Raw genomic sequence first — 19,713 nt, forward strand, 5'->3', positions numbered from 1 at the left:
ACGCCCCCGAGCGCCGCGCCGGCAAAGTTCATTACATGGTCTTGCCAGCCTCTACGTCCTTGCGGATCGCATCGCGCTCTGCATCCGGAGCAGCAACGAGACCGTATTCGGCGAGCGGGCCGTCAGGGCCGATCATCTGGTCGGATACGAAGAAGTTGACATATTCCTTCAGGCCCGGAACGGCGCCGAGATGTGCCTTCTTGACGTAGAAGAACAACGGGCGGGAAACCGGGTAGGTGCCGTTAGCGATGGTTTCCGTCGACGGAACGATGCCGCTCATGGTCGCAACTTTGAGCTTGTCGGCATTGTTTTCGTAGAAGGAGAGGCCGAATACGCCAACGCCGGTCTTGTTGGCAGCGATGCGTGCCAGCGTTTCCGGATAGTCGCCGTCGATGTCAACGGCAGCGCCGTCCTTGCGGACTGCGACGCAAGCCTTTGCCTGGGCAGCCTTGTCGGAGATTTCCTTGGCGATAACGTCGGTTGCGCCGGAAGCCTTGCAGCCGGCAGCCAGAACGTTCTGTTCGAAGACTTCGCGGGTGCCGTGCTTTTCGCCCGGGATATAGGCAGCGATATCAACAGCCGGAAGCTTCGGGTTGACGTCGGACCACTTCTTGTACGGGTTGGCGACGAGCTTGCCGTCGACAACGACCTGCGCAGCGAGGGCCTTGTAGATATCGGCCGGAACGTAAGCAACGTCCGGGTTGGAAGCGTCGGTTGCGAAGACGATGCCGTCATAACCGATCTTGACTTCCTGAATGTCCGTTACGCCGGCGGCCTTGCAGGCTTCCAGCTCGCTCTTGTTGATCGGGCGCGAAGCGTTGGCAATGTCGATCGTGTCTTCACCGACGCCCTTGCAGAATTCCTTCAGACCAGCGCCCGTGCCGCCGGATTCGACGACCGGCGTCTTGAAGTTGGTGAAGGTCTCGCCGAAAGACTCGGCAACGATCTTCGCGTAAGGCAGGACGGTGGACGAACCAGCAACCTGGATCTGGTCGCGAGCGACAGCAACGCCAGCGAAAGCGGCGGTTGCAGCGAGCGCGGCAACAGTGAGTTTAAAGGTGTTCATTTGAATCTCCCGGCATTTGGGCTTGTGTGAGTGCGGCCTCAGAGAGGCCCTCGCATTGCCTTTTTTCATCGGCAGGACTCTCTTAGCTCCTTAAGCACCGTCCTTTTATGTCAAACCGATGAAACATTTATGACAGGTTAAGTTGTTGATTTTTAATGTGAAAATATTCTCGTATCAAATTGTGTGCGACATATTGCGTCAGAAGCGCACGGTAAACTCGGTCCCCTTGCCAACTTCGGATTTGACGATCAGCCGCGCACGGTGGCGCGTCAGAATGTGCTTGACGATGGCAAGCCCCAGCCCCGTGCCCTTCTTGGAACGGCTGTCCTCGATGCTGACGCGATAGAAACGCTCGGTCAGGCGCGGCACGTGTTCGGCCGGAATTCCCGGCCCCTTGTCGATGACGCTGACTTCCACCGGCTGGCCGGCGCCGTTCTTCAGCCAGACATCGACCGTCTCGCCCTCCTGCCCGTATTTGCAGGCATTTTCCATCAGGTTCTCGAAGACCTGGACGAGTTCGTCGCGGTCTCCCAGAACTTCAACCTTACCCTCAGGCAGGTGCAGGTTGATCGAGACGCCGACATCCCTTGCAAGGGGTACGAGCGAATCCCTGACATGACCGAGAAGCGGCACGAGATCCACCTTCTCGTCGGGGGCGATATGCGATTTGAGCTCCAGCCTTGACAGAGACAGGAGATCGTCGACGAGCCTGCTCATGCGCGTCGTCTGGTCGAGCATGATGCCGAGGAAGCGTGCCTGCGCCTTCGGATCGTTTTTCGCCGGCCCCTGGATGGTTTCGATGAAGCCGCGCAGCGAGGCCAGCGGCGTGCGCAGCTCATGGCTGGCATTGGCGACGAAATCCGAGCGCATGCGATCGATGCGGCGCACCTCGGAAATATCGCGGAAGGAGAGGATGTAAAAGCGTTCGTCGCGGCCGTCATCATCCTTGAATTCGACGGGGGCGCTGCGAACGATATAGACGCGCTCGGATGGCAGCCGCTCGGAATGTTCGATCTGGTTCGGCGCGTTTGTGGCGATGGTTTCGCGCACCATGTCCAAGACGCCCGGCGAACGCAGCCGCGCCGATATATGCGAGCCGAGCGTCACCTCGCCGAATGCCTTTTCGGCCGCGCGGTTCTGAAAGAGCACCGAGGCATCTTCCGAGAGCACCATGACCGGGATATCGAGCCCAGCCAATGTGGCGGAGACCTCCGGCAGGCGGCTCGGAAGCAGTTCGGGCTCCGGCTCGACCGGCTCGACGGCATCGGGCTTGATGACCGGGGCCTCGTTGAAGAGCGACGCGAAAGCCATCACGAGCAGCAGGGCAAGCACGATCCACTTGTTCATGCCCGCAGCCAGCGCCACCAGCGCGCTCAAGAGCGTCGCCAGCAAAACCGGGCGCTCGCGCCGAATTCGCGCCAACAGGCTTTTCGTCCACGGCATGTCGTCTTCCAAAGTGCCTCTCACGGCATCGATTCGTTTTCTTTACATTCAAACTCTGCCTGATAGCCGCGTTTCATGACAGAAGTTTTCCGTTTGCGAAACTTGCGCGAAAAGCCGCAGCCGCGCGACGGCGAATTGCGCTTTGCTTACGCAGTGGATTTGATTTTCAATGATAAATATGTTCGCCTCTTGCAAAACGAAACCATCAAGCACCGGAGGGAGCGATGGCCAACGATGTCGAAAGCAGGGCCGTGGAACTGGAGATCAGGGGCAAGAGGCGCGTCTTCGATATCGACGATCCCGTCCTGCCCGGATGGGTGGATGACCACGCGCTCGAATCCGGCGACTATCCTTACAAGAAGAAGCTGAAGGAAGACGAGTATTACCAAGAGCTCAGGCAGCTGCAGGCAGAGCTGGTAAAGGTGCAGTTCTGGCTGCAGGCGACGGGCAAACGGGTGATGGCCCTCTTCGAAGGGCGCGATGCCGCCGGCAAGGGCGGCGCGATCCAGGCCTCCTCGGCGCATATGAACCCGCGCCTTGCCCGCGTGGTGGCGCTTGCCAAGCCGACCGACCGGGAACAGGGCCAATGGTATTTCCAGCGCTATATCACGCAGTTTCCGACATCGGGCGAATTCGTGCTCTTCGACCGCTCCTGGTACAATCGTGCCGGCGTGGAGCCGGTCATGGGCTTCTGCACGTCGAAACAATATGAGGATTTCCTGCACCAGGCGCCGCAGGTGGAGAAGGTCATCGTCCACGAAGGCATATTCTTCTTCAAATTCTATCTCGATATCGGCCGGGAAATGCAGATCAAGCGCTTCCATGACCGGCGGCATGACCCGCTCGCCTGCTGGAAACTCTCTTCGATGGATATAGCCGCCTTGACCAAATGGGGCGATTATAGCGAGAAGCGCGACCGCATGCTGAAGGAAACCCACACGGAATTCGCCCCCTGGACGGTGATCCGTGCCAATGACAAGCGCCGGGCGCGGCTGAACCTCATCCGCCACATGCTTGACACCATCGACTATGACGGCAAGAACAAGGACGCGATCGGCGCGCTCGATGACAAGATCATCGGCTCCGGTCCCGGCTTCCTGAAATAAACCGAGGCAACCGGGCCGCTTACTGGCCCGGCAGGATGCGCACGGCAAAGAGATTGATGCCGCGGGCCTTGCCGTCGACATCGCTGTTGATCATCAGCCGGCCCGGAGAATTCGGCGCGAGCGAGCGGTCGAAGCGCACCTGGAGCAGCGCATCCGACTTTTCACGCGTGACATTGAAACGATGGCGGGCGCAATTGCCGAGCGACTGGAAATCGCACTCGACGGTGATCTGGGTCGGCTCGTCCGTAGTGGACTGCAGGGTGAGCGCCACGGTCGAGGACTTGCCGGCGAGCTGCTGCAGCACATTGGCGGGAATGCTGACGGAGACGTTGCCATCGGTATTGCCGCTCTCGGAGGTCAGGCGCACGGCTGGGCCTTCGGTTTCGGTGACGTTTTCCGAGCGCGCACGCGGACCGGCCTGGATCTTGTCGGTATCGGCAGGCTTGAAGACTTCGATCCAGTCCGCCGAGAAGCTATTCTGCGGATCGATGGCGACCGGTGCATCGTTCTGCGGCGACGCGCCGTTGCCGGCACTCTCCTCGCCATTGAAATCCTCCGGCTGCGTGCTGGCAGGCGGATTTGCGACGCTGGTATCGCGCTCGGCCGCCGTCTTCAGCAGACCGGAAGTATAGGCCCACCAGCCGCCCATGCCGATGAAGGCGAGAACCACGCACCAGACGAGCAGACGCGAAAAGAACTTGCGCGGCTTGCGGCGGACAGCGGCCCTCTCGGGGCGAAAATCCATGCCGCCGGCCTTCTGCGGCGTTGCGCGCATCTCTCCGCGCATTTCTCCAGCAGGTGCCGCCCCCAGCTGATCGGCGCTGCTGGCGTGAACATCGTCCAGGCTCGCATCATCGACATACCCGGCGGCATCATAGCCGCGCGTTTCGCCGACAACGGCGAGATGGTTGTCCTCATGCGCGCGATAAGCGGGCTCTTCTGCGCGATCGGCCGGCTCTTCCACCTGATGCACGGGCTCAGGCATCTCGACGACGGGCGGGACGGGAACCTCCGGAGGCCCCTGGCGCGGGTGAAGGCGGGCGCGCTCCTCGCTCTCGATCGTATGGATCGTGGTTTCCAGACGATGGCGGTGATAGGCCACGACATCGGCATCGGTGATATCCTGCTTACGCAGGCCGGCTTCCAGCGCCTGACGCGCAGACTGATAGATGCGTGCGCGAACTTCCGCGCTGTCGCGGTCGGAACTATCGAGCGCAGTTCTGATGGCCGTTTCTAGTCCGCTCACGTCGGGTCCTTCGCGTTTCGTCGCGACATCCACCCCAAAAGCGTGTCGCGATTTTCAGATCGCTTGCCATGCTTCAGGCTCCTGGTTTCGCACGTCGTTACCACAAAACCGCCGCACACATTTGCGCGACATGCTCTAGAGATTGAATGTCTGTCAAAATTCGGTAACGGCAAGTACGGCAAACCGCAAGCCTTGCAGCCCCTTCGGAGCGCATGGGCGGGGGAAAAGCGATGCCGCCCGGCGTTCCCAAGGTTTCATTTGATATTCTGAAAGTGGACAGGATTACGGAAAAGGCGCAGCTTTCGCTCTTACTCTTTTCCCCGAGCTCTTTTCCTCTGGCGCTCTTTTCCTTGGGCGCCGGCTCTGATACATCAGTTGACGTTTTCGTAAACGTCAAAAACGGTGACCGCATGGCCTTGCCGCCGATCCTCACGGATAATTTGAGACTGCCGGTCATCGGCTCGCCGCTTTTCATCATTTCGCATCCGGCGCTGACGCTGGCGCAATGCAAGGCCGGCGTGATCGGCGCCTTTCCGGCGCTGAACGCGCGGCCGGAAAGTCAGCTCGACGAGTGGCTGGCGATGATGTCAGAAGATCTTGCCCATCATAATGCCAGGCATCCGGAACGGCCGGCCGCCCCCTTCGCGGTCAACCAGATCGTCCATATGTCGAACAAGCGGCTGGAGCACGATCTGATGCTCTGCGTGAAATACAAGGTGCCGATCGTCATTTCCTCGCTCGGCGCGGTGCCGGAGGTGAATGCAGCGGTTCATTCCTACGGCGGCATCGTGCTGCACGACATCATCAACAACCGCCATGCCAATTCGGCGATCCGCAAGGGCGCGGACGGGCTGATCGCGGTTGCGGCAGGAGCGGGCGGACATGCGGGCACGCTTTCCCCCTTCGCGCTGGTGCAGGAAATCCGCGCATGGTTCGACGGCCCGCTGCTGCTCGCCGGCGCGATTGCGACCGGCGACGCCATTCTGGCAGCCCAGGCCATGGGCGCCGACATGGCCTATATCGGCACCCCCTTCATCGCGACCGAGGAGGCGCGCGCCGCCGACGCCTACAAGCAGGCGATCGTCGAGGGTGCTGCCGCCGATATCGTCTACTCCAACTATTTCACCGGCGTGCACGGCAACTACCTGAAACCCTCCATCCGCGCCGCCGGCCTCGACCCGGACAACCTGCCCGACGCCGATCCCTCGAAGATGGATTTCGAACAGGCAACGGGCGGCGCAAAGGCCTGGAAGGACATCTGGGGCAGCGGCCAGGGCATCGGCGCGATCAAGGCCGTGGAGCCGGTGGCAAAGCTGGTCGACCGGCTGGAAGCGGAATATCAGGCCGCTCGCGCCCGGCTGGCGCTTTGAAGCGGAGGCCTTCCACAGGCTTCAGCTTTTTTGCCCGGGGGCATAAGAGGGTGCTTGAAATCTTGAGACAATGCCTGTATCAGCCCCATGCAAATCGCGGGCGACACGCTTCGCCCGCCGGATTGCCGCTTTAGCTCAGTCGGTAGAGCACATCATTCGTAATGATGGGGTCACGTGTTCGAGTCACGTAAGCGGCACCATTTTTTCTTTGAAATTCAAAAATTACCCTCCCCACTACCACATAGTAGTTTTGCTTTTTCACATTTGAGGGGCCACGCATGGATGTGCCTGCCGAAGTCGATCTTTCAACTCAGAGACAAAAGTGGGCTTGGGCGACGTTGCTTTGTGTTCTGGTATCGCCAGTCTTCCTCATTCTGAAAACACTCGTTTTTATGCTTGGCCTGGACGCGTTCCTGTTTTTTGGGGCATTCATCGTCGTCGCTATTGTGGGGTTTCTTCTTGGCCCGGTGTCGGTGGTTTGGAGTGGGTATATAGCGTTGACCGACGTCATTCTTGGCCTTTCGGAAGACCACAAATACTTCTTGTGCTGTTCGTCGAAAAACCGATTTGAATCAGAACTTGTTTCATGGGTGCCAGTTTTAATGTTTCCGGCAGGGATGACCAGCTGCCTACTTCTAGCTCGGTTGATGTTTTGGAAATCTCTCACGCTCCGACAGATGATATTGGTTGTCGCGGTCTCGACTGTTATCGCGCAAGGTTTGTTGTGGTACTATGAATGGCAAGAGGTGATCGTAAACTGCTCGACCGTTCAGTGTAATTTTTGAAGTGATTTGCGAATTGAGGTAGTTGATAACCTCATATACCGCGCCCTCATTAAGCCCTTTCACCCATGAGAACCGACTGAAACTGAAGCACCTCCTGCTGGGTACTACTTGCCCAACGACCTTTGAGCGAAAGCAGATTTCAATCGGCATTAAACGCCCTCCCGGTCAAAAAGGCGGAAAGGTCCGTCGCCAGTTTCCTACATCCCGAACTAAAATCTTTAAGTTCCGACATTCCGATAGGCTGATCAGGGCTAAAATCGAGGTTCCCAGAACTAAAATAGGGTGGGATGAGTCGCGGCTCCATCTGCCGGATCTCTTCCACCGACGATACGGGCTGATTCTTATGCCAGTGCGCTACATGCCAGTGAGCTAACTTGTTGCGCATTTCAGTCTTCCGCTTAACGCGCTGCATAAGTTTTTCGAAATCGGAAAGATGATGTCCCGAAAGGCACTGCTGACCAACAACTTTGAGCACCCTGCATTTAATCTCGATGTGTCGTGCGGCGTCGAACGATAACAAGCTCAGAGCTCGCGGTGCAGGGTGCATGAACTGCGCATATAGTAGTGCAAGAAAAGACTCGATCTGAGAAAAGGCGGCAATCCCATTTCCGACTTCTGCTTTCATGGGCTCCAATGGCGGCAGGGAAACAGGGTTGATTTTGGGCACGTTCGACTCCGCCACATAGTTGCACCAGCCTTCTATTGGCTCGGCTTGAAGACTAAGACGACGCCGCTATTCAGCAGCTGCTTGGAGGGCGCACGATACTGGCGCCCTCCAACCTTGGTGGCCTAGGCGGCTTGCCAGATCGCGTTTATGGCCTCGATTGGCGGATGATCCCAGTTCGTAACAAGGCCGCCCTCAGCAATAATGACCGCGAGACGATCGTTCTGATCCATCATCGCACGAACCAGCCCATACACTTCTTGCGGGGTGTGATCCGTATGGAGGTAGAATAGTGAATACTGGAATTTAAAATGCGGCCCCAGTTCCGCTATGCGCGCCTGCACAGCGTCGTAGTTTTGACCCGGGGAAATCAGGTCATACGCAACAAAGAGATTATATGCCATGTGGAGATTTTCCTGTGATCTGCCACGGAACGGGTTGACGCTCCTCCACGCGAGATTAAAGTCTGAGGTGCCTTCATGCCTCGCCGTCCCTGGCTTGGTTTGAGTTAGGGTGATGGTTGTAGTGGACCATCACCCTATACGCTTCATGCAAGCGCTGATTCTGGCAAGCGGCAAGCATCCTCAATGCCCTAGATTCTCGTCGTATCCCAAGATAATTCACATGAATCCGGTCGCGATCTTGGCCTGCGCGGCGGCTGCGTCCCTCAGTCGACCATCTCCTGATAGACCGCTTCGGGGAGAAGAATTTAATCGGCCCAGATCGAACGTCGATCTGGGCCTCTTCGTATGCATCGGAATTGTAGCCGGCCTCAAAAGCCGAACGCATCCCGCCACTTGTCATTCCAAGCCGCCACGTCGTTCAAGGCTTTGCCAAAATTGCTGTTGGTCAGCATTGCGGATGCCATTTTCAACTCATCCGTATTGCTCCCATCCGACCTGCTGATGATCATCCCCGCCTCGATCAGTGAGGACTGGGCCGTCTTCAATCCCGCCGCAAGGGTCTTGCTGGTGCTGTTTCCATTCTTGTCTTCGATGTTCGAGATGATCGCGCCACCGTTTCCAAGCTGGAAGCCGATCACGAATTCGCCGTTACCGAACTTGGATCTGTTGTCCCGTATCAGGCGCTGAATGGCGTTGGCGATCGCGTTGTCATCGCTGATGCTGGGATTCTTCGCCTTTTCGGCTTTGACCAGCGAGGCGAACTTGTTCCCATCGTCGTTGATGAGCTTCTTGATGACGTCGGTAACACCGGCATCGCTGGTTTTGAAGTTGCCAGAATCCAGGAAATCGAGCGCGCTCGAGACGATCCCGTCGTTGCTCTGTTTGACGTCGAGCAGCGCGTTGTTGATTGCCGATGAGGCCTGAGCCTTCACGGCGCTCGTTTGACTGGAAACGCCGTTAGCGATGGCTGCGATAGTGTCGGCAGCCGATTTCCCGGCTTGCTGTTTGTTGGGAAGCAACGATGCGTTCGTCTGCTGCAGGATAAGCAGTGCAGCATTGTTCGCTGAAGAGATCGCGGTCATTTTCATTCCTCTGGTACCGGAATTCCCCCCATCGGAATTCGCAGCACGGAAGAGCTTGGGCCATCATGCCCAGCAACCTAAATACGAGATATTCGTTGCCACAACTTTGAATTCGGCGCGTTAACAAAACGCTTATTCCGCGTGCTAAATCCTAGACGCGAAATAAAGAACCCGGCTCGGTGGCCGGGTTGTCCTGACGTCGCTGCGCGTCAGAAAATCGAACCGTAATCATAGGCCGGCTCGCGCCTGTCGGGGCTCCATTCCTTCGCCTCCTCCGCATCGCCGCGAACGAAAGCTGCCGCTCATCACAACAGAGCGATGCCAGCTTCGCTACCGGCGCTGTTGCGAGCCCGACAGCCCCTGCGGCGAGGCAGGTTTTGCGCTTATGGGGCTTATGCCGAACTTGGCCTTGGCAGCTTGCCCCGCGCGTTGGAAGAAACGGATTTCTGTGGCGATGCTTTCGCGGAACGGATCGGTTCGGTTGAAGTAGTCGCGGTCCAGACCGAGCTTCGCACCGTCTGCCTCGCCCTCGTAATAAGTGCCGAACAGATGATCCCAGATCGGGAAATAATTGGCGAAATTCTTGTCGTGATGTTCCCGCATTCGGGAGTGATGGATGAAGTGGTCGCGTGGTGACTGGATCACGTATTTGCCAAACCAGCCATGCCAGGGAATGGCACTGTGCTTGACGAGACCAATGGCGCCGAAGGTGATGGTCACGAAGGCGAATTCGGCCGTCGGCAGGCCGACAAGCAGCGCCGGAACGACCATAATGACCAGGTTTATGGCCTTCTCCAGCGGATGCTCCCGCGACGACGTCAGCGCGTTGAACTCTTCGGCTGCGTGGTGAAATTCGTGCAGCCGCCATAGGACGGGCAGCCGGTGCATCAACCGATGCTGCCAGTAGCTCAAGAAATCTGACAGCACCAGGAACAAGAGAACATGTGCCCAGCCTGGTAGCCTTCGGGCAAGGTCCAGGTGGGGGATATCCTGAGCCGCGTGGGTGATGGCATAGGACAGACCAAATGATGCGAGCGCCGCAAATAGCGTAATCATTCCCGTCGCCTGAAGGACGAAATAGACGATGTCGGTGATTGTGGATTTGCTGCGTTCGAAGAAAACCCGACGGAACCCGGAATTGCCGTACCCCACATAGGTGAGTTCCACTGCGAAAACCGCCAGAACCAAGCCGATGGATATGGCGAAACTGAGCGCCATTGCCCGACCATTCAGATAATAAGTGTTATAAAAAAAACTCCCCAGCTTGTGTACGCAGTATTCGACTAGCTCCATGGCACTGCTCCAAACGCGAACCCTTACAGCTTGGTCCTGACGATGCGCTTTTGCCAGATTGCTCAAAGGACGAAGGGGTCGTCCTTTCGATGTATTACCGGCGGTGGAAGTGCAGTCCCGGGGGGAGGCATGGAGGAGGGGCGAGGAGCATCAGGCACCGCCGATCGTGGGACCTCGGGCCGTGCCGAGATTTGTTCCACAGCCGCCGCTCGACACTTCGATGTGCGGCCCAGTCAACCCATAACGACCGCTGAGGGTCTGAGCAACGTCTTCAAGCGGCGGATTTGCTGCACCGGCAAAATCGTGTCACCGTTCGCAGGGCATCCGCCCGGATCATCGAAAACCGCAGTCCTCGACCCGCGGAGGAGGTGGAGGAGGTTAGAACGCATTTTTCAAGACTAGCCGGAAGCACCTTGTATTTCGTCGTAAATAGGCCGGCAAAACCCGCTTCCGGCACCTTTCAGCAAACAACCTCCTCCACCTCCTCCAGCAGACGATAACGATACCGAATCAACAACTTGACCCGGAGGAGGTTACCTCCTCCATACACCCTCCACCTCCATGAACCTCCTCCAAAATCTGTCTTCACCGGAGGAGGTTCCAGGCCTGGAGGAGGTTGCGTGGAGGAGGTTCGCCATGCTTCGGGAAGCAAAAAACCCGGCTCTGTGGCCGGGTTATCAGGGTGTCGTGCGCGTCAGAAAATCGACCCGTAGCCATATGCCGGCTCATGCCTGTCGGGGCTCCATTCCCGAGCCTCGTCCGGATCGCCGCGAACATAGGCCGTCTTTTTCTCGCCGTCGCGGAAGCGGACACCCTTGTCCCTCTTCTCGAACCCGAGGCCGGTCATCGCCGCACGCATATGGGCGTGATGCGCCTTCGTCAGTTTATTGATGGTTTCCGGGCCATCGAAGCCGACCAGCTTCCAGACATCCGTGGCCTTGATCTTCAGCGGGCCTTCCGGAATGCGCTCGCCAAGGATCTCCAGCCACGGGCCAAAATCCGACGATTCATGGGCAACGCCGGCTGCTGCATTCCGCAATGCCTGACTATCCAGAGAAATATTCTCACCCGCCTCCCTCTCGGCAGCCTCCGCCCATAGCTGGTCTCGCGCCGCCGCAATGCCGGCGGGATCGGCCGCCGTCGCGCGGACGATCCAGAAGCGGCGGTTGCCGGTGGTGTCGGTCAGGTAGCGGCTTTCGTTGGTGGTGCCGAAGAGGATGAATTGCCGTTTGCGGTCGCTCCTAAAGCGGCCATAGGAGAGCCTGGCGCTATCTTCCTGCGTGGGGACGAAGGATTTGACGCGGTTGGTGTCGCGGCGGCTCAGGCCGTCGAGTTCGGGCATTTCCAGGATCCAGCGGCCGGCGGTTTTTTCGATGGTCACCTTGGCGTCGGCGCCGATTTCGAGCTGGTCGGTGAACCAGTCGCTGTCATGGCAGAGCGCCAGGATGGCCGAGGATTTGCCGATGCCCTGGGGGCCCTCGACGACGAGCATGTGATCGAATTTGCAGCCCGGATCCCTGACGCGGCGAACGGCGGCGCAGAGGATCTTGCGGCCGAAGGCGCGGTTGAGGGCCGTGTCCTCGGCGCCGAAATAATCGACGAGCCAGGTGTCGATGCGCGGCTTTCCATCCCATTGAAGGCCGGCGAGATAGTCGTGCACCGGATGATAGGCCCGCCGCTCGCCGATCAGCACCAGGGCATCGACAATGTTGTCCTTGGACGGCTCTCTGCCCTGCGCGCGGGCGAGCTCGAAGCGGATTTCCGCCAGCCGCGCGTCGCTCATGGGAACGATGCCGCCGTTGCGATGGATCTCCAATTCGACCGAAAGCAGGTTGAGCTTGATGAACCATCGGCGATCGACCAGCCATTGTTCGAGTTCGATATCGAAGCGCTCGATGCCCATCAGGCGACCGAAACGCCCGGACGCATCTGGGACCTGCGCGGGACGCGCGCTCGCGGAGGGCTCAACAGACCCTTCCCGCTTGACCTGCACGACGCGCGCCTCCTCCATCTCAGAAACGGGCTCCATCTCGGCAACGGGCTCCGGCCTCCAGTCGCGAAGCGTGGCGCTCATGAAGGCGTCGAGCTGGCTTTGCGTCCATCCGGCATCGGCGGCATCGGCGCAGTCCCAGCCGCGGCGTGGAAAACGGCCGGCCCGCCAATCGTCGAAACGGTAGCGCTCGATATCGGAAGCCTGCGCCGCATCGGTGAAGCCGACGCGCTGCACATGCGCGCCGACCGCGGCCAGGCGGGCGGCGATATCATCGGCAGCCGAGAGGCCCGGGCCGTCGAAATCAGGCCAGATCAGCACGTGCCGGCCCGAGAGCGGCGACCAGTCCGTGTGCGTGACGCCTTGGGTTCCGCCCGGCCAGGAGACGACGGTTCGCCCTGATAACAGGTGCAGGCGGTCGCGGCACTTTTCGCCCTCGACAATCACCACCGGGCCATCGTTCCCGGTCGTTTCATCGGAAAGCGTTTCGAGGCCGTAGAGCGGCCGCGGCTTCGGGAAGGGGAAACGCGACCAGGTCTTTCTGCTATCGGGGAGGCGAACGAACATGACCATCGGCGTCTCCTTGCCGCCATCAGGCAGATCGCGGCGCAGGACGTAGCCGAGAAGGGAGCCATCGGCATTTCGATAGGGAAAGACCGTCGATGGGGTGAAGGCGCCCCATTCCGAGGGCGTCCCCCGCCGTTTCGGATTATAGAGCGTGATGCGCCGGCCGGCCTGAAGCAGACGGTGCGGCGGGGCAAGGGGCACCAGTCCCTCGTAGATGGTCGCTGCCGGGATATGTCGAGGAGGAACGTTCGGCTTGATGTCGTCGCGGCCGCCGAGAATGCGGATCGCTTCGGGAAGATCGACGCCTCTGATCTCCTGCACGAAATCCAGCACATCCCCCTTCCTGCCGCAGCCGAAGCAATGGAAGCGCTCGACCCCATCCTGGCCGGCGAAGATCGTGAACGATGGGGTGTCTTCGGCATGAAAGGGGCAGCAGGCGGAAAATTCCTGCCCGCTGCGAGTAAGCTTGCAGCCGTATTGCGCAGCTGTCGAAGACAGGGACACGTCGCGGCGCAGCCGCTCGATGCAGCCTGAGACACCCGCCCCCGGCGATGGCTGATATTGCGAGATTCTATCCATGGATTTTCCGATGAAACTCGAGGGCCGACGCCTATGCGCTTTGCCGAGAAGAGGCTTTCGGATTTGACGCAACGCGCCTCGTGGACATTTCATCCATCCAGGCGCCGACTTCGTCGGACCTCCAGAAGTTGTTTTTCGCGACCCGGATGGGCGCGGGAAACTTCCCGTCCCTCACCCAGCGCCAGAGCGTCACATTCGACACCGGAGCGATCTTCTGAACGTCGCTCGCGCTTAAAAGCGTGTAGGAGATTGGCCTGCCAGTCATGCTCATTGCTCTGAAACTCCGATCAGAAGCAGAATGCGCAACGATGGTTGTCTTGATGAATGCGATGCATTTCACTGCGATACCTGCCCGATGCCGGACGGCATGGCTTGCTTTCGGATCTCAATGCCCAATCACCGGCAAGACCGGCTTGCAAAGACGCGTCGGGCGGCGCCCTTCAAATTCCACCGAAAGCGATGCACCACGGTGTCAACCTGTGGCCGGTGTGACACAGAAGAAAACTTCCAGGCCGAGTTCGGACTATCTCCGCCCGCGATACGCTTGATATTTGCGACCGCATGTTGCGATCTGTCGGGGAACGACCTGCGAAGGTCGAGGGGACTTACGACGACGAAAAAGTGATCGACTGGCTCGGGCTTGGCCCAAGTCAGGCCGCAGACGCCGCATCGCATGAGACGAGGCAAGGCTGAACGGCACATTGCGAGGAGCCGCCGGTAAATCTTGTCCATTCAGTCAGCCAGCCATGACCATTGAAAGCACGTTGCCCTCGGCGAGCGAGGAAAATGTCGTTGCCGAACGCGGACCGATGCTTTTCGGCATTGGTCAGAGCATCGCGGCAGCCGGACTTTTCCTGGCGGGATATTTCGTTCTCAACATCGCGCTTCGCCTGATACAGCCCGACACGCTCGGTCTCGATGAATCCGAACAGGCATTTTTCTCGCAATTTCTCCTGCTGGGCTACGGCCCGCAGCCGCCATTCTATAACTGGCTGCAATATGCGGTGGTTTCGGTCGCCGGCCTGTCGCTCTGGACGCTCGTGGTTCCCAAAAACATCCTGCTTTTTCTCTGCTATCTGTTCTATGGCTTTGCCGCACGAGAAGCGCTGAAGGATAAGTCGCTCGCAGCCATTGCCATGCTGAGCCTCATTATCCTGCCGCAAGTCGGCTTTCTGGCGCAGCGCGAGCTTACCCATACCGTGGCGCTGCTGGTTGCGACCTCGCTGTTTCTCTACGGCTTTTTCAGGACGCTTCGGCAGCCGACATTCGCCTCCTATCTGGTGGTCGGCATCGCCGTCGGCGTCGGGCTGATCTCCAAATATAATTTTGCCATTCTGCCGGCTGCGGCTTTCCTTGCGGTATTGCCGGACAGCCAATGGCGCCGCCATCTTTTTGACTGGCGAATGCTGGTGGCGATTGCCGTCGCCATTCTCATCGTTCTGCCGCATGCGCTGTGGCTGCCCGACAACATCCAGAGCGCTTCAGCCGCAACTCTCGAGCGGATGGGCGCCAGGCACGAAGCGGGCAGCGCCATCCTGCGGATCGGCAAGGGGCTTGTCTCACTGCTCATTGCCGTCATTGGTTTCTCAGCACTGCCGATCGTCCTGTTTGCAGCCTGCTTCCGGCGCGATTTTTTCCGCGCGCTCAAGGCAACCAGCCCAATGATACGGCTGATCGAACGCATGATGGCAGCAAGCCTGCTTTCGGTCGTCATCGTGATCATCGGCGGCGCAAGTCATATTCACGAACGGTGGCTTGACCCGTTCCTTCTCGTCCTGCCGATCTACCTGTTCCTGAAAATGCAGGCCGCAGGCTTCGACATGTCGGCCGGGGTTCGCCGTTTTCTGCCGGTCGTGCCGGCGGCGATGGTGATAATAATGTCGGTGCTGACCCTCAGGATCGTCGGGGCCGGCTTTCTTGGAAGCTACCCGATCCTCAATGTGCCCATGGCGGAATTTGCATCAAAATTGGGTGAAAGCCGCAAGCCGGTTCTCGTGATTGCCTCCAGCAAATACCTGGCCGGCAATATTCGCTTGCAATGGCCTGATGTGCCCACCGTCTTGCCCGATTTTCCCGATCGTCAGACGAGCAGCTACGCGCGCGCCGACGGACCCGTGCTCATTGTCTGGCGCGGCCGCACGGCGAGCGATGCGACCATTCCACCAGAGTTTGCGGCCCGCCTGCAGGCAGCCGGCATCGAATTGCCCCAAACACAGGCCCTGACGCTGCCTTATCTCTTCGGGAATCCGAAACATGCCTTTTCCCTCGGTTATGCCTGGGTCGAGGGCCGGCTGTCGGATGGATATGCGGTGAAGTGATCGCCGGCGTCGATTGCGTGCCAATAATGGCAGTCACTGCCGCTGCAGATCGATGCGGCTCGTCACCACCGACTGGCCGGACGCCGGATCGCGATCGACGGTCTGCAGGCGAAGGCCGTTCTGCCCCACTTTTTGGATCATCATGTTTGCGCTCCGATCGCCATTGGTGACGCGCGCCCAGGTGACATTGAAGGTGAGGGCATCCCCTCGCCTGCTGCCGACAAGCCGGGAAGGCAGACCCGAGGGGCCTGTGTAATTGCCGGTATACCGTTGGCCGGATGCCTTCACATTTGCCGAAAAGCTTCTCGTGATGAAGGCGAGACCGCGACAGCTGCCATTCATGGCAACGGCCGAAGCGCTCGCATCGGATTTGAGATTGCACGATACATTGACCTTCGCGCCGCCGATCCTGGTCAGGACCATTCCGCCTCCGCTCCAGTCGCCCGCCAATGAATTGAGGAAATCCGCTTCGGACGCGTTGGCGCCGGCAGCGAGGCCCGTGAGCGAGAGCACTGTTGCGAAAAGAGCAGGACGCATGAGAGCACCCAGGGAGTTTTCCTGGGCTGACAACAGTCAAAGCGAGAAATTGTTCCGCCGAAATCGGAACTTCGGCCGTCACTCGTGCCAGTGCTCAGCCACCCAGGGGGTCGGGAGAATATAGTGGCGCAGGTAGCGGAAGGGCGGCTTGCCGTCGCGTTTGCTGATATCGAAGACGCCCCTGACATGCTCGAGCCTCGTTTCGGCCCGGCCTCTCGGGCCGAATTTCCCTTCGATGGCGTTCTGCGGGTGGAAGCCGCGCGGGAAGAGGACAACGCGAGCGCTGGATGGCAGGCGCGGGGCAAGAAAGTAGTTCAGCGGAAAGGCCCAGTGGCAATCCTGCCGGAAATGCAGTACCCACCGGCGCGGAAAGAATTTGACGCCTCCGGGCGCATTGCGGGTTACGAAGCGCTGCTCATACTTATATTCATCGGCCACTTTCTGCGGGTCGGCCCTGAACTTTTCCTGCAGCGGCACGAGCTTGCCGACCGGAAAGCGAAAGAGCGAGCTCTGGCCGAGCCTTTCGAAAGGCGTCGTCTGGTTGCGGGCCATGACGACATCATCAGGCCCCCCGACTTTGAAGAAGTCATCGAGGGAGGCAACGACGACCAGGTCGAGGTCCAGATAGAGGACAGGCCCGCTCAGGCTTCCGAGCTTCGGCCCCCAAAGCCTCGCCTTCGGCCAGATGCCCCGCGTATTGACCGGCATTTCGACGTCGAGCGGCGGCAGATCCTCGCACAGGATGCCGGGATGGAGATCGTCCCGGGAGTCGGTGAAGCATGTGAAGGTAAAGGGCGGCGTGATGTTGCGCGCCACCATCGCATACAGCCGGTTGACGAAAGTCGGTCCGTATTTTGTACCCCAGTTGATGCAAATTACCTGTTTAACGCCGCCGCTCGCAGCCAAAACATGCGCCATCATATCTCGCCATTTCCGTGCCCGGATCCGAACCCTTCGCATCCGCGATGGAGCGGTTCACAGGCCTGCATCAGGTTCCACTTGGGAATAACCTGGCGGAAATGCAATCCTGACATCCGAGAGCCCTGGCAGCCTGCCAGATCTCCATTTTCCGGCGGATAGCCACCGAAACTTCCTTCGCAAAACGCCTTGTATTTGAAATTTGCCGGCGCCGGAAGCGCTTTAAAGCGTCGACATCGAAGAAAGCTATGACTTGCGCTTTACCTGCTACCAGCAGGAGCATAAAAGACTGCCGACACCCCCCATTGCACCTGGCCCATCAGCACAAAGCCGTTTTTCCGTTTCGCTGAGAAAGCTCGAGAGGTCCATCATGTCCGCACCATCGAAGCAATCCAACCGCACGTTTGTCGTTGCCACCATCATGCTCGCGACCTTCATGGTGGCGATCGAGGCCACGATCGTTGCGACCGCGATGCCACGCATCGTCGGCCAGCTCGGCGGCTTTTCCTATTACAGCTGGGTCTTTTCCGCCTTCCTGCTGGCGCAGTCGACGACAACGGTCATCTACGGCAAGCTTTCCGACATTTTCGGCCGCAAGCCGGTGCTGATCGGCGGCATCCTGGTTTTCCTCGTCGGCTCGCTCTTCTGCGGGCTGGCCTGGTCGATGGCCTCGCTCATCATCTTCCGTCTGGTGCAGGGCCTTGGCGCCGGCGCAATCCAGCCGGTGACGATGACTGTTATCGGCGACCTGTTCACGCTGGAGGAGCGCGGCAAGGTACAGGGCGTGATGGCGACCGTCTGGGCAGCCTCGGCTGTCGTCGGACCGCTTGCCGGCGGTATCATCGTCGATACGATTTCCTGGGCCTGGATCTTCTGGATCAACCTGCCGATCGGCATCTTCTCGATCATCGCCTTCCTGATCTTCCTGAAGGAGGACGTGGCGCACAAGCAAGCGAAGATCGACTATCTCGGCGCCATCCTGTTTTCGATTTCCATCATCGCGCTCTTGACGATCCTGACGGAGACGACCGCACCGGCCTGGATCCTCATCGCGCTTGCCGTGGTCTTCATCGTGACCGGCATCCTTTTCGTGCTGCAGGAGAGGCGCGCGCCGGAACCGATCATTTCCATCGCGCTCTGGAGCCGGCGGCTCGTCGCGACCAGCAATGCCTGCATGCTGCTCGCCGGCATGGCGCTGATCGGCCTCTCGACGATCCTGCCGATGTATGTGCAGGGCGTGCTCGGCCGCTCGCCTGTTGTCGCCGGTTTCACGCTGACCATGCTCGTCGTCGGCTGGCCTCTGTCGGTGATGCTTTCGAGCCGCTTCTTCCGGGCATTCGGCATCCGCAATACGCTCAGGGTCGGCAGTTTCATGTTCCCCTTCGGCGCCTGCTTCCTGCTGTTCCTCACGCCGGAAAGCCACCCGGCGGTTGCGGGCGCCGGCTCCTTCTTCATGGGCTTTGGCATGGGCCTCATCAATCTCACCAGCATCGCGCTGGTGCAGGACAGCGTGGAGTGGTCGATGCGCGGCAGCGCCACAGCCTCGATCATCTTTGCCCGCAGCCTCGGCAATACGCTCGGCGCCACCGTGCTCGGCGCCATCCTCAATGCCGGGATCGACCACTATGCGACGGGTGAAGCGGCAAACAGCCTGCACAATGTCCTGAACGAGCCGACCGGTCTTTCGGAACTCGCCGGCGATGCGACGGTACGCGGCATTTTTGACGCCGCACTCCACTGGAGCTTCTGGGGCGTCGTCCTCGTGGCGGTACTGACCTTTGCGACGACCTGGCTCATTCCGATCGGCCGCGGCGTGAAGGCGCAGGGTGGGGGTGCGGCGAGCGAGGCAGCCTCCCATTAGACCTGATCTTTTTCCCGAAGTGCAAAAATGCAATAACAAAGGAATGACGCTCGCCCGGGTCATTTACAACCGCTCATTCCTTGGATAAGGCGAATTATAGCATCAATAAAACCGGGAGCTGAAATACTAATGATTGTTTCGGGATTTTTCAGACAAAGTCATATTTCAATTTTTGTGCTCTCTACAATGTTAGGTCTGTCGGGATGCGTCACAAATAATAATGGTATCCAGAATTCCGAAGATCATAGTCGAGCTCTAAGTGGAGAGCGGACAAAAATGGGCCAGTCTTACATGCTGAATCCAGATTGCAGCCCAAGAACAATGCCGAGTGTAAAACTAATGCAAGCCCCGGAGCACGGATCCGTCGAATTCGTGAGGGAAAATATTTTCGCTAACTATACGAACGCCCCGCAGAGCAGGTGCAATTCCAGGAAATCTCCCGGAGTATCCGAATACTATACTTCCAAGAGCGGCTATTCTGGAA

The 19,713-nt window shown here is 59.1% G+C and carries 15 protein-coding genes and 1 tRNA gene; 6 read left to right on the plus strand and 10 right to left on the minus strand.

What is annotated here, in order from left to right; genetic code table 11:
• Positions 1 to 31 precede the first annotated feature (31 nt).
• Both FHX08_RS14735 and phoR read right to left on the minus strand, forming a co-directional pair.
• Positions 32 to 1,066 (minus strand): substrate-binding domain-containing protein, encoded by a 1,035-nt coding sequence (locus FHX08_RS14735; protein WP_132652768.1) that lies wholly within the window; start codon positions 1,064 to 1,066, stop codon positions 32 to 34.
• Positions 1,067 to 1,264: 198 nt separating this feature from the next.
• Positions 1,265 to 2,488, minus strand: a complete 1,224-nt coding sequence (phoR, locus tag FHX08_RS14740; protein WP_132653220.1) for a phosphate regulon sensor histidine kinase PhoR — start codon at positions 2,486 to 2,488, stop codon at positions 1,265 to 1,267.
• A 245-nt stretch (positions 2,489 to 2,733) separates the two neighbouring features.
• On the opposite strand from phoR, the gene ppk2 reads away from it, so the two are divergent.
• Positions 2,734 to 3,615, plus strand: coding sequence for a polyphosphate kinase 2 (ppk2, locus tag FHX08_RS14745; RefSeq protein ID WP_132652769.1), 882 nt, complete (start codon positions 2,734 to 2,736; stop codon positions 3,613 to 3,615).
• Between the two features lie 19 nt (positions 3,616 to 3,634).
• Here ppk2 and FHX08_RS14750 read toward each other — a convergent pair whose 3' ends face one another.
• Positions 3,635 to 4,861, minus strand: coding sequence for a regulator (locus tag FHX08_RS14750; RefSeq protein ID WP_132652770.1), 1,227 nt, complete (start codon positions 4,859 to 4,861; stop codon positions 3,635 to 3,637).
• 410 nt (positions 4,862 to 5,271) lie between these two features.
• Here FHX08_RS14750 and FHX08_RS14755 point away from each other — a divergent pair, with 410 nt between their 5' ends.
• The 3 genes from FHX08_RS14755 (at position 5,272) to FHX08_RS14765 (ending at position 7,016) form a co-directional block, all read left to right on the plus strand.
• The gene (locus tag FHX08_RS14755) at positions 5,272 to 6,231 is read left to right on the plus strand and encodes a nitronate monooxygenase family protein (protein WP_132652771.1); all 960 of its coding nucleotides are present in this window, start codon (positions 5,272 to 5,274) and stop codon (positions 6,229 to 6,231) included.
• Positions 6,232 to 6,355: 124 nt separating this feature from the next.
• Positions 6,356 to 6,431 (plus strand) — tRNA-Thr (locus FHX08_RS14760).
• 78 nt (positions 6,432 to 6,509) lie between these two features.
• The gene (locus FHX08_RS14765) at positions 6,510 to 7,016 is read left to right on the plus strand and encodes a hypothetical protein (RefSeq protein ID WP_132652772.1); all 507 of its coding nucleotides are present in this window, start codon (positions 6,510 to 6,512) and stop codon (positions 7,014 to 7,016) included.
• Positions 7,017 to 7,155: 139 nt separating this feature from the next.
• Here FHX08_RS14765 and FHX08_RS14770 read toward each other — a convergent pair whose 3' ends face one another.
• From FHX08_RS14770 to FHX08_RS14790, 5 genes are all read right to left on the minus strand, one after another.
• The gene (locus tag FHX08_RS14770; protein WP_184327273.1) at positions 7,156 to 7,683 is read right to left on the minus strand and encodes a hypothetical protein; all 528 of its coding nucleotides are present in this window, start codon (positions 7,681 to 7,683) and stop codon (positions 7,156 to 7,158) included.
• Positions 7,684 to 7,805: 122 nt separating this feature from the next.
• On the minus strand, positions 7,806 to 8,084 hold the full coding sequence (locus tag FHX08_RS14775; protein WP_132652774.1) for a hypothetical protein: 279 nt from the start codon (positions 8,082 to 8,084) through the stop codon (positions 7,806 to 7,808).
• 368 nt (positions 8,085 to 8,452) lie between these two features.
• Entirely contained in the window at positions 8,453 to 9,166 is a 714-nt protein-coding gene (locus tag FHX08_RS14780) for a hypothetical protein (RefSeq protein WP_132652775.1), read from the minus strand.
• 330 nt (positions 9,167 to 9,496) lie between these two features.
• Positions 9,497 to 10,459: a sterol desaturase family protein gene (locus tag FHX08_RS14785; RefSeq protein ID WP_132652776.1), complete on the minus strand. Its 963-nt coding sequence runs from the start codon at positions 10,457 to 10,459 to the stop codon at positions 9,497 to 9,499.
• 694 nt (positions 10,460 to 11,153) lie between these two features.
• Positions 11,154 to 13,595, minus strand: a complete 2,442-nt coding sequence (locus FHX08_RS14790; protein WP_165911863.1) for a VapE domain-containing protein — start codon at positions 13,593 to 13,595, stop codon at positions 11,154 to 11,156.
• An 809-nt stretch (positions 13,596 to 14,404) separates the two neighbouring features.
• On the opposite strand from FHX08_RS14790, the gene FHX08_RS14795 reads away from it, so the two are divergent.
• Positions 14,405 to 15,913, plus strand: coding sequence for a glycosyltransferase family 39 protein (locus tag FHX08_RS14795; RefSeq protein ID WP_132653221.1), 1,509 nt, complete (start codon positions 14,405 to 14,407; stop codon positions 15,911 to 15,913).
• A 33-nt stretch (positions 15,914 to 15,946) separates the two neighbouring features.
• On the opposite strand, the gene FHX08_RS14800 is transcribed toward FHX08_RS14795, so the two are convergent.
• On the minus strand, positions 15,947 to 16,450 hold the full coding sequence (locus FHX08_RS14800; RefSeq protein WP_132652778.1) for a hypothetical protein: 504 nt from the start codon (positions 16,448 to 16,450) through the stop codon (positions 15,947 to 15,949).
• Between the two features lie 78 nt (positions 16,451 to 16,528).
• Positions 16,529 to 17,371 carry a glycosyl transferase gene (locus tag FHX08_RS14805; RefSeq protein WP_132652779.1) on the minus strand — a complete coding sequence of 281 codons (843 nt, stop codon included), beginning with the start codon at positions 17,369 to 17,371 and terminating at the stop codon, positions 16,529 to 16,531.
• A 367-nt stretch (positions 17,372 to 17,738) separates the two neighbouring features.
• On the opposite strand from FHX08_RS14805, the gene FHX08_RS14810 reads away from it, so the two are divergent.
• On the plus strand, positions 17,739 to 19,229 hold the full coding sequence (locus FHX08_RS14810; RefSeq protein ID WP_184327274.1) for an MDR family MFS transporter: 1,491 nt from the start codon (positions 17,739 to 17,741) through the stop codon (positions 19,227 to 19,229).
• Positions 19,230 to 19,713 lie beyond the last annotated feature (484 nt).

Origin of the sequence: Rhizobium sp. BK529 (genome assembly GCF_014194105.1) — a bacterium.
Lineage (GTDB): Bacteria > Pseudomonadota > Alphaproteobacteria > Rhizobiales > Rhizobiaceae > Rhizobium.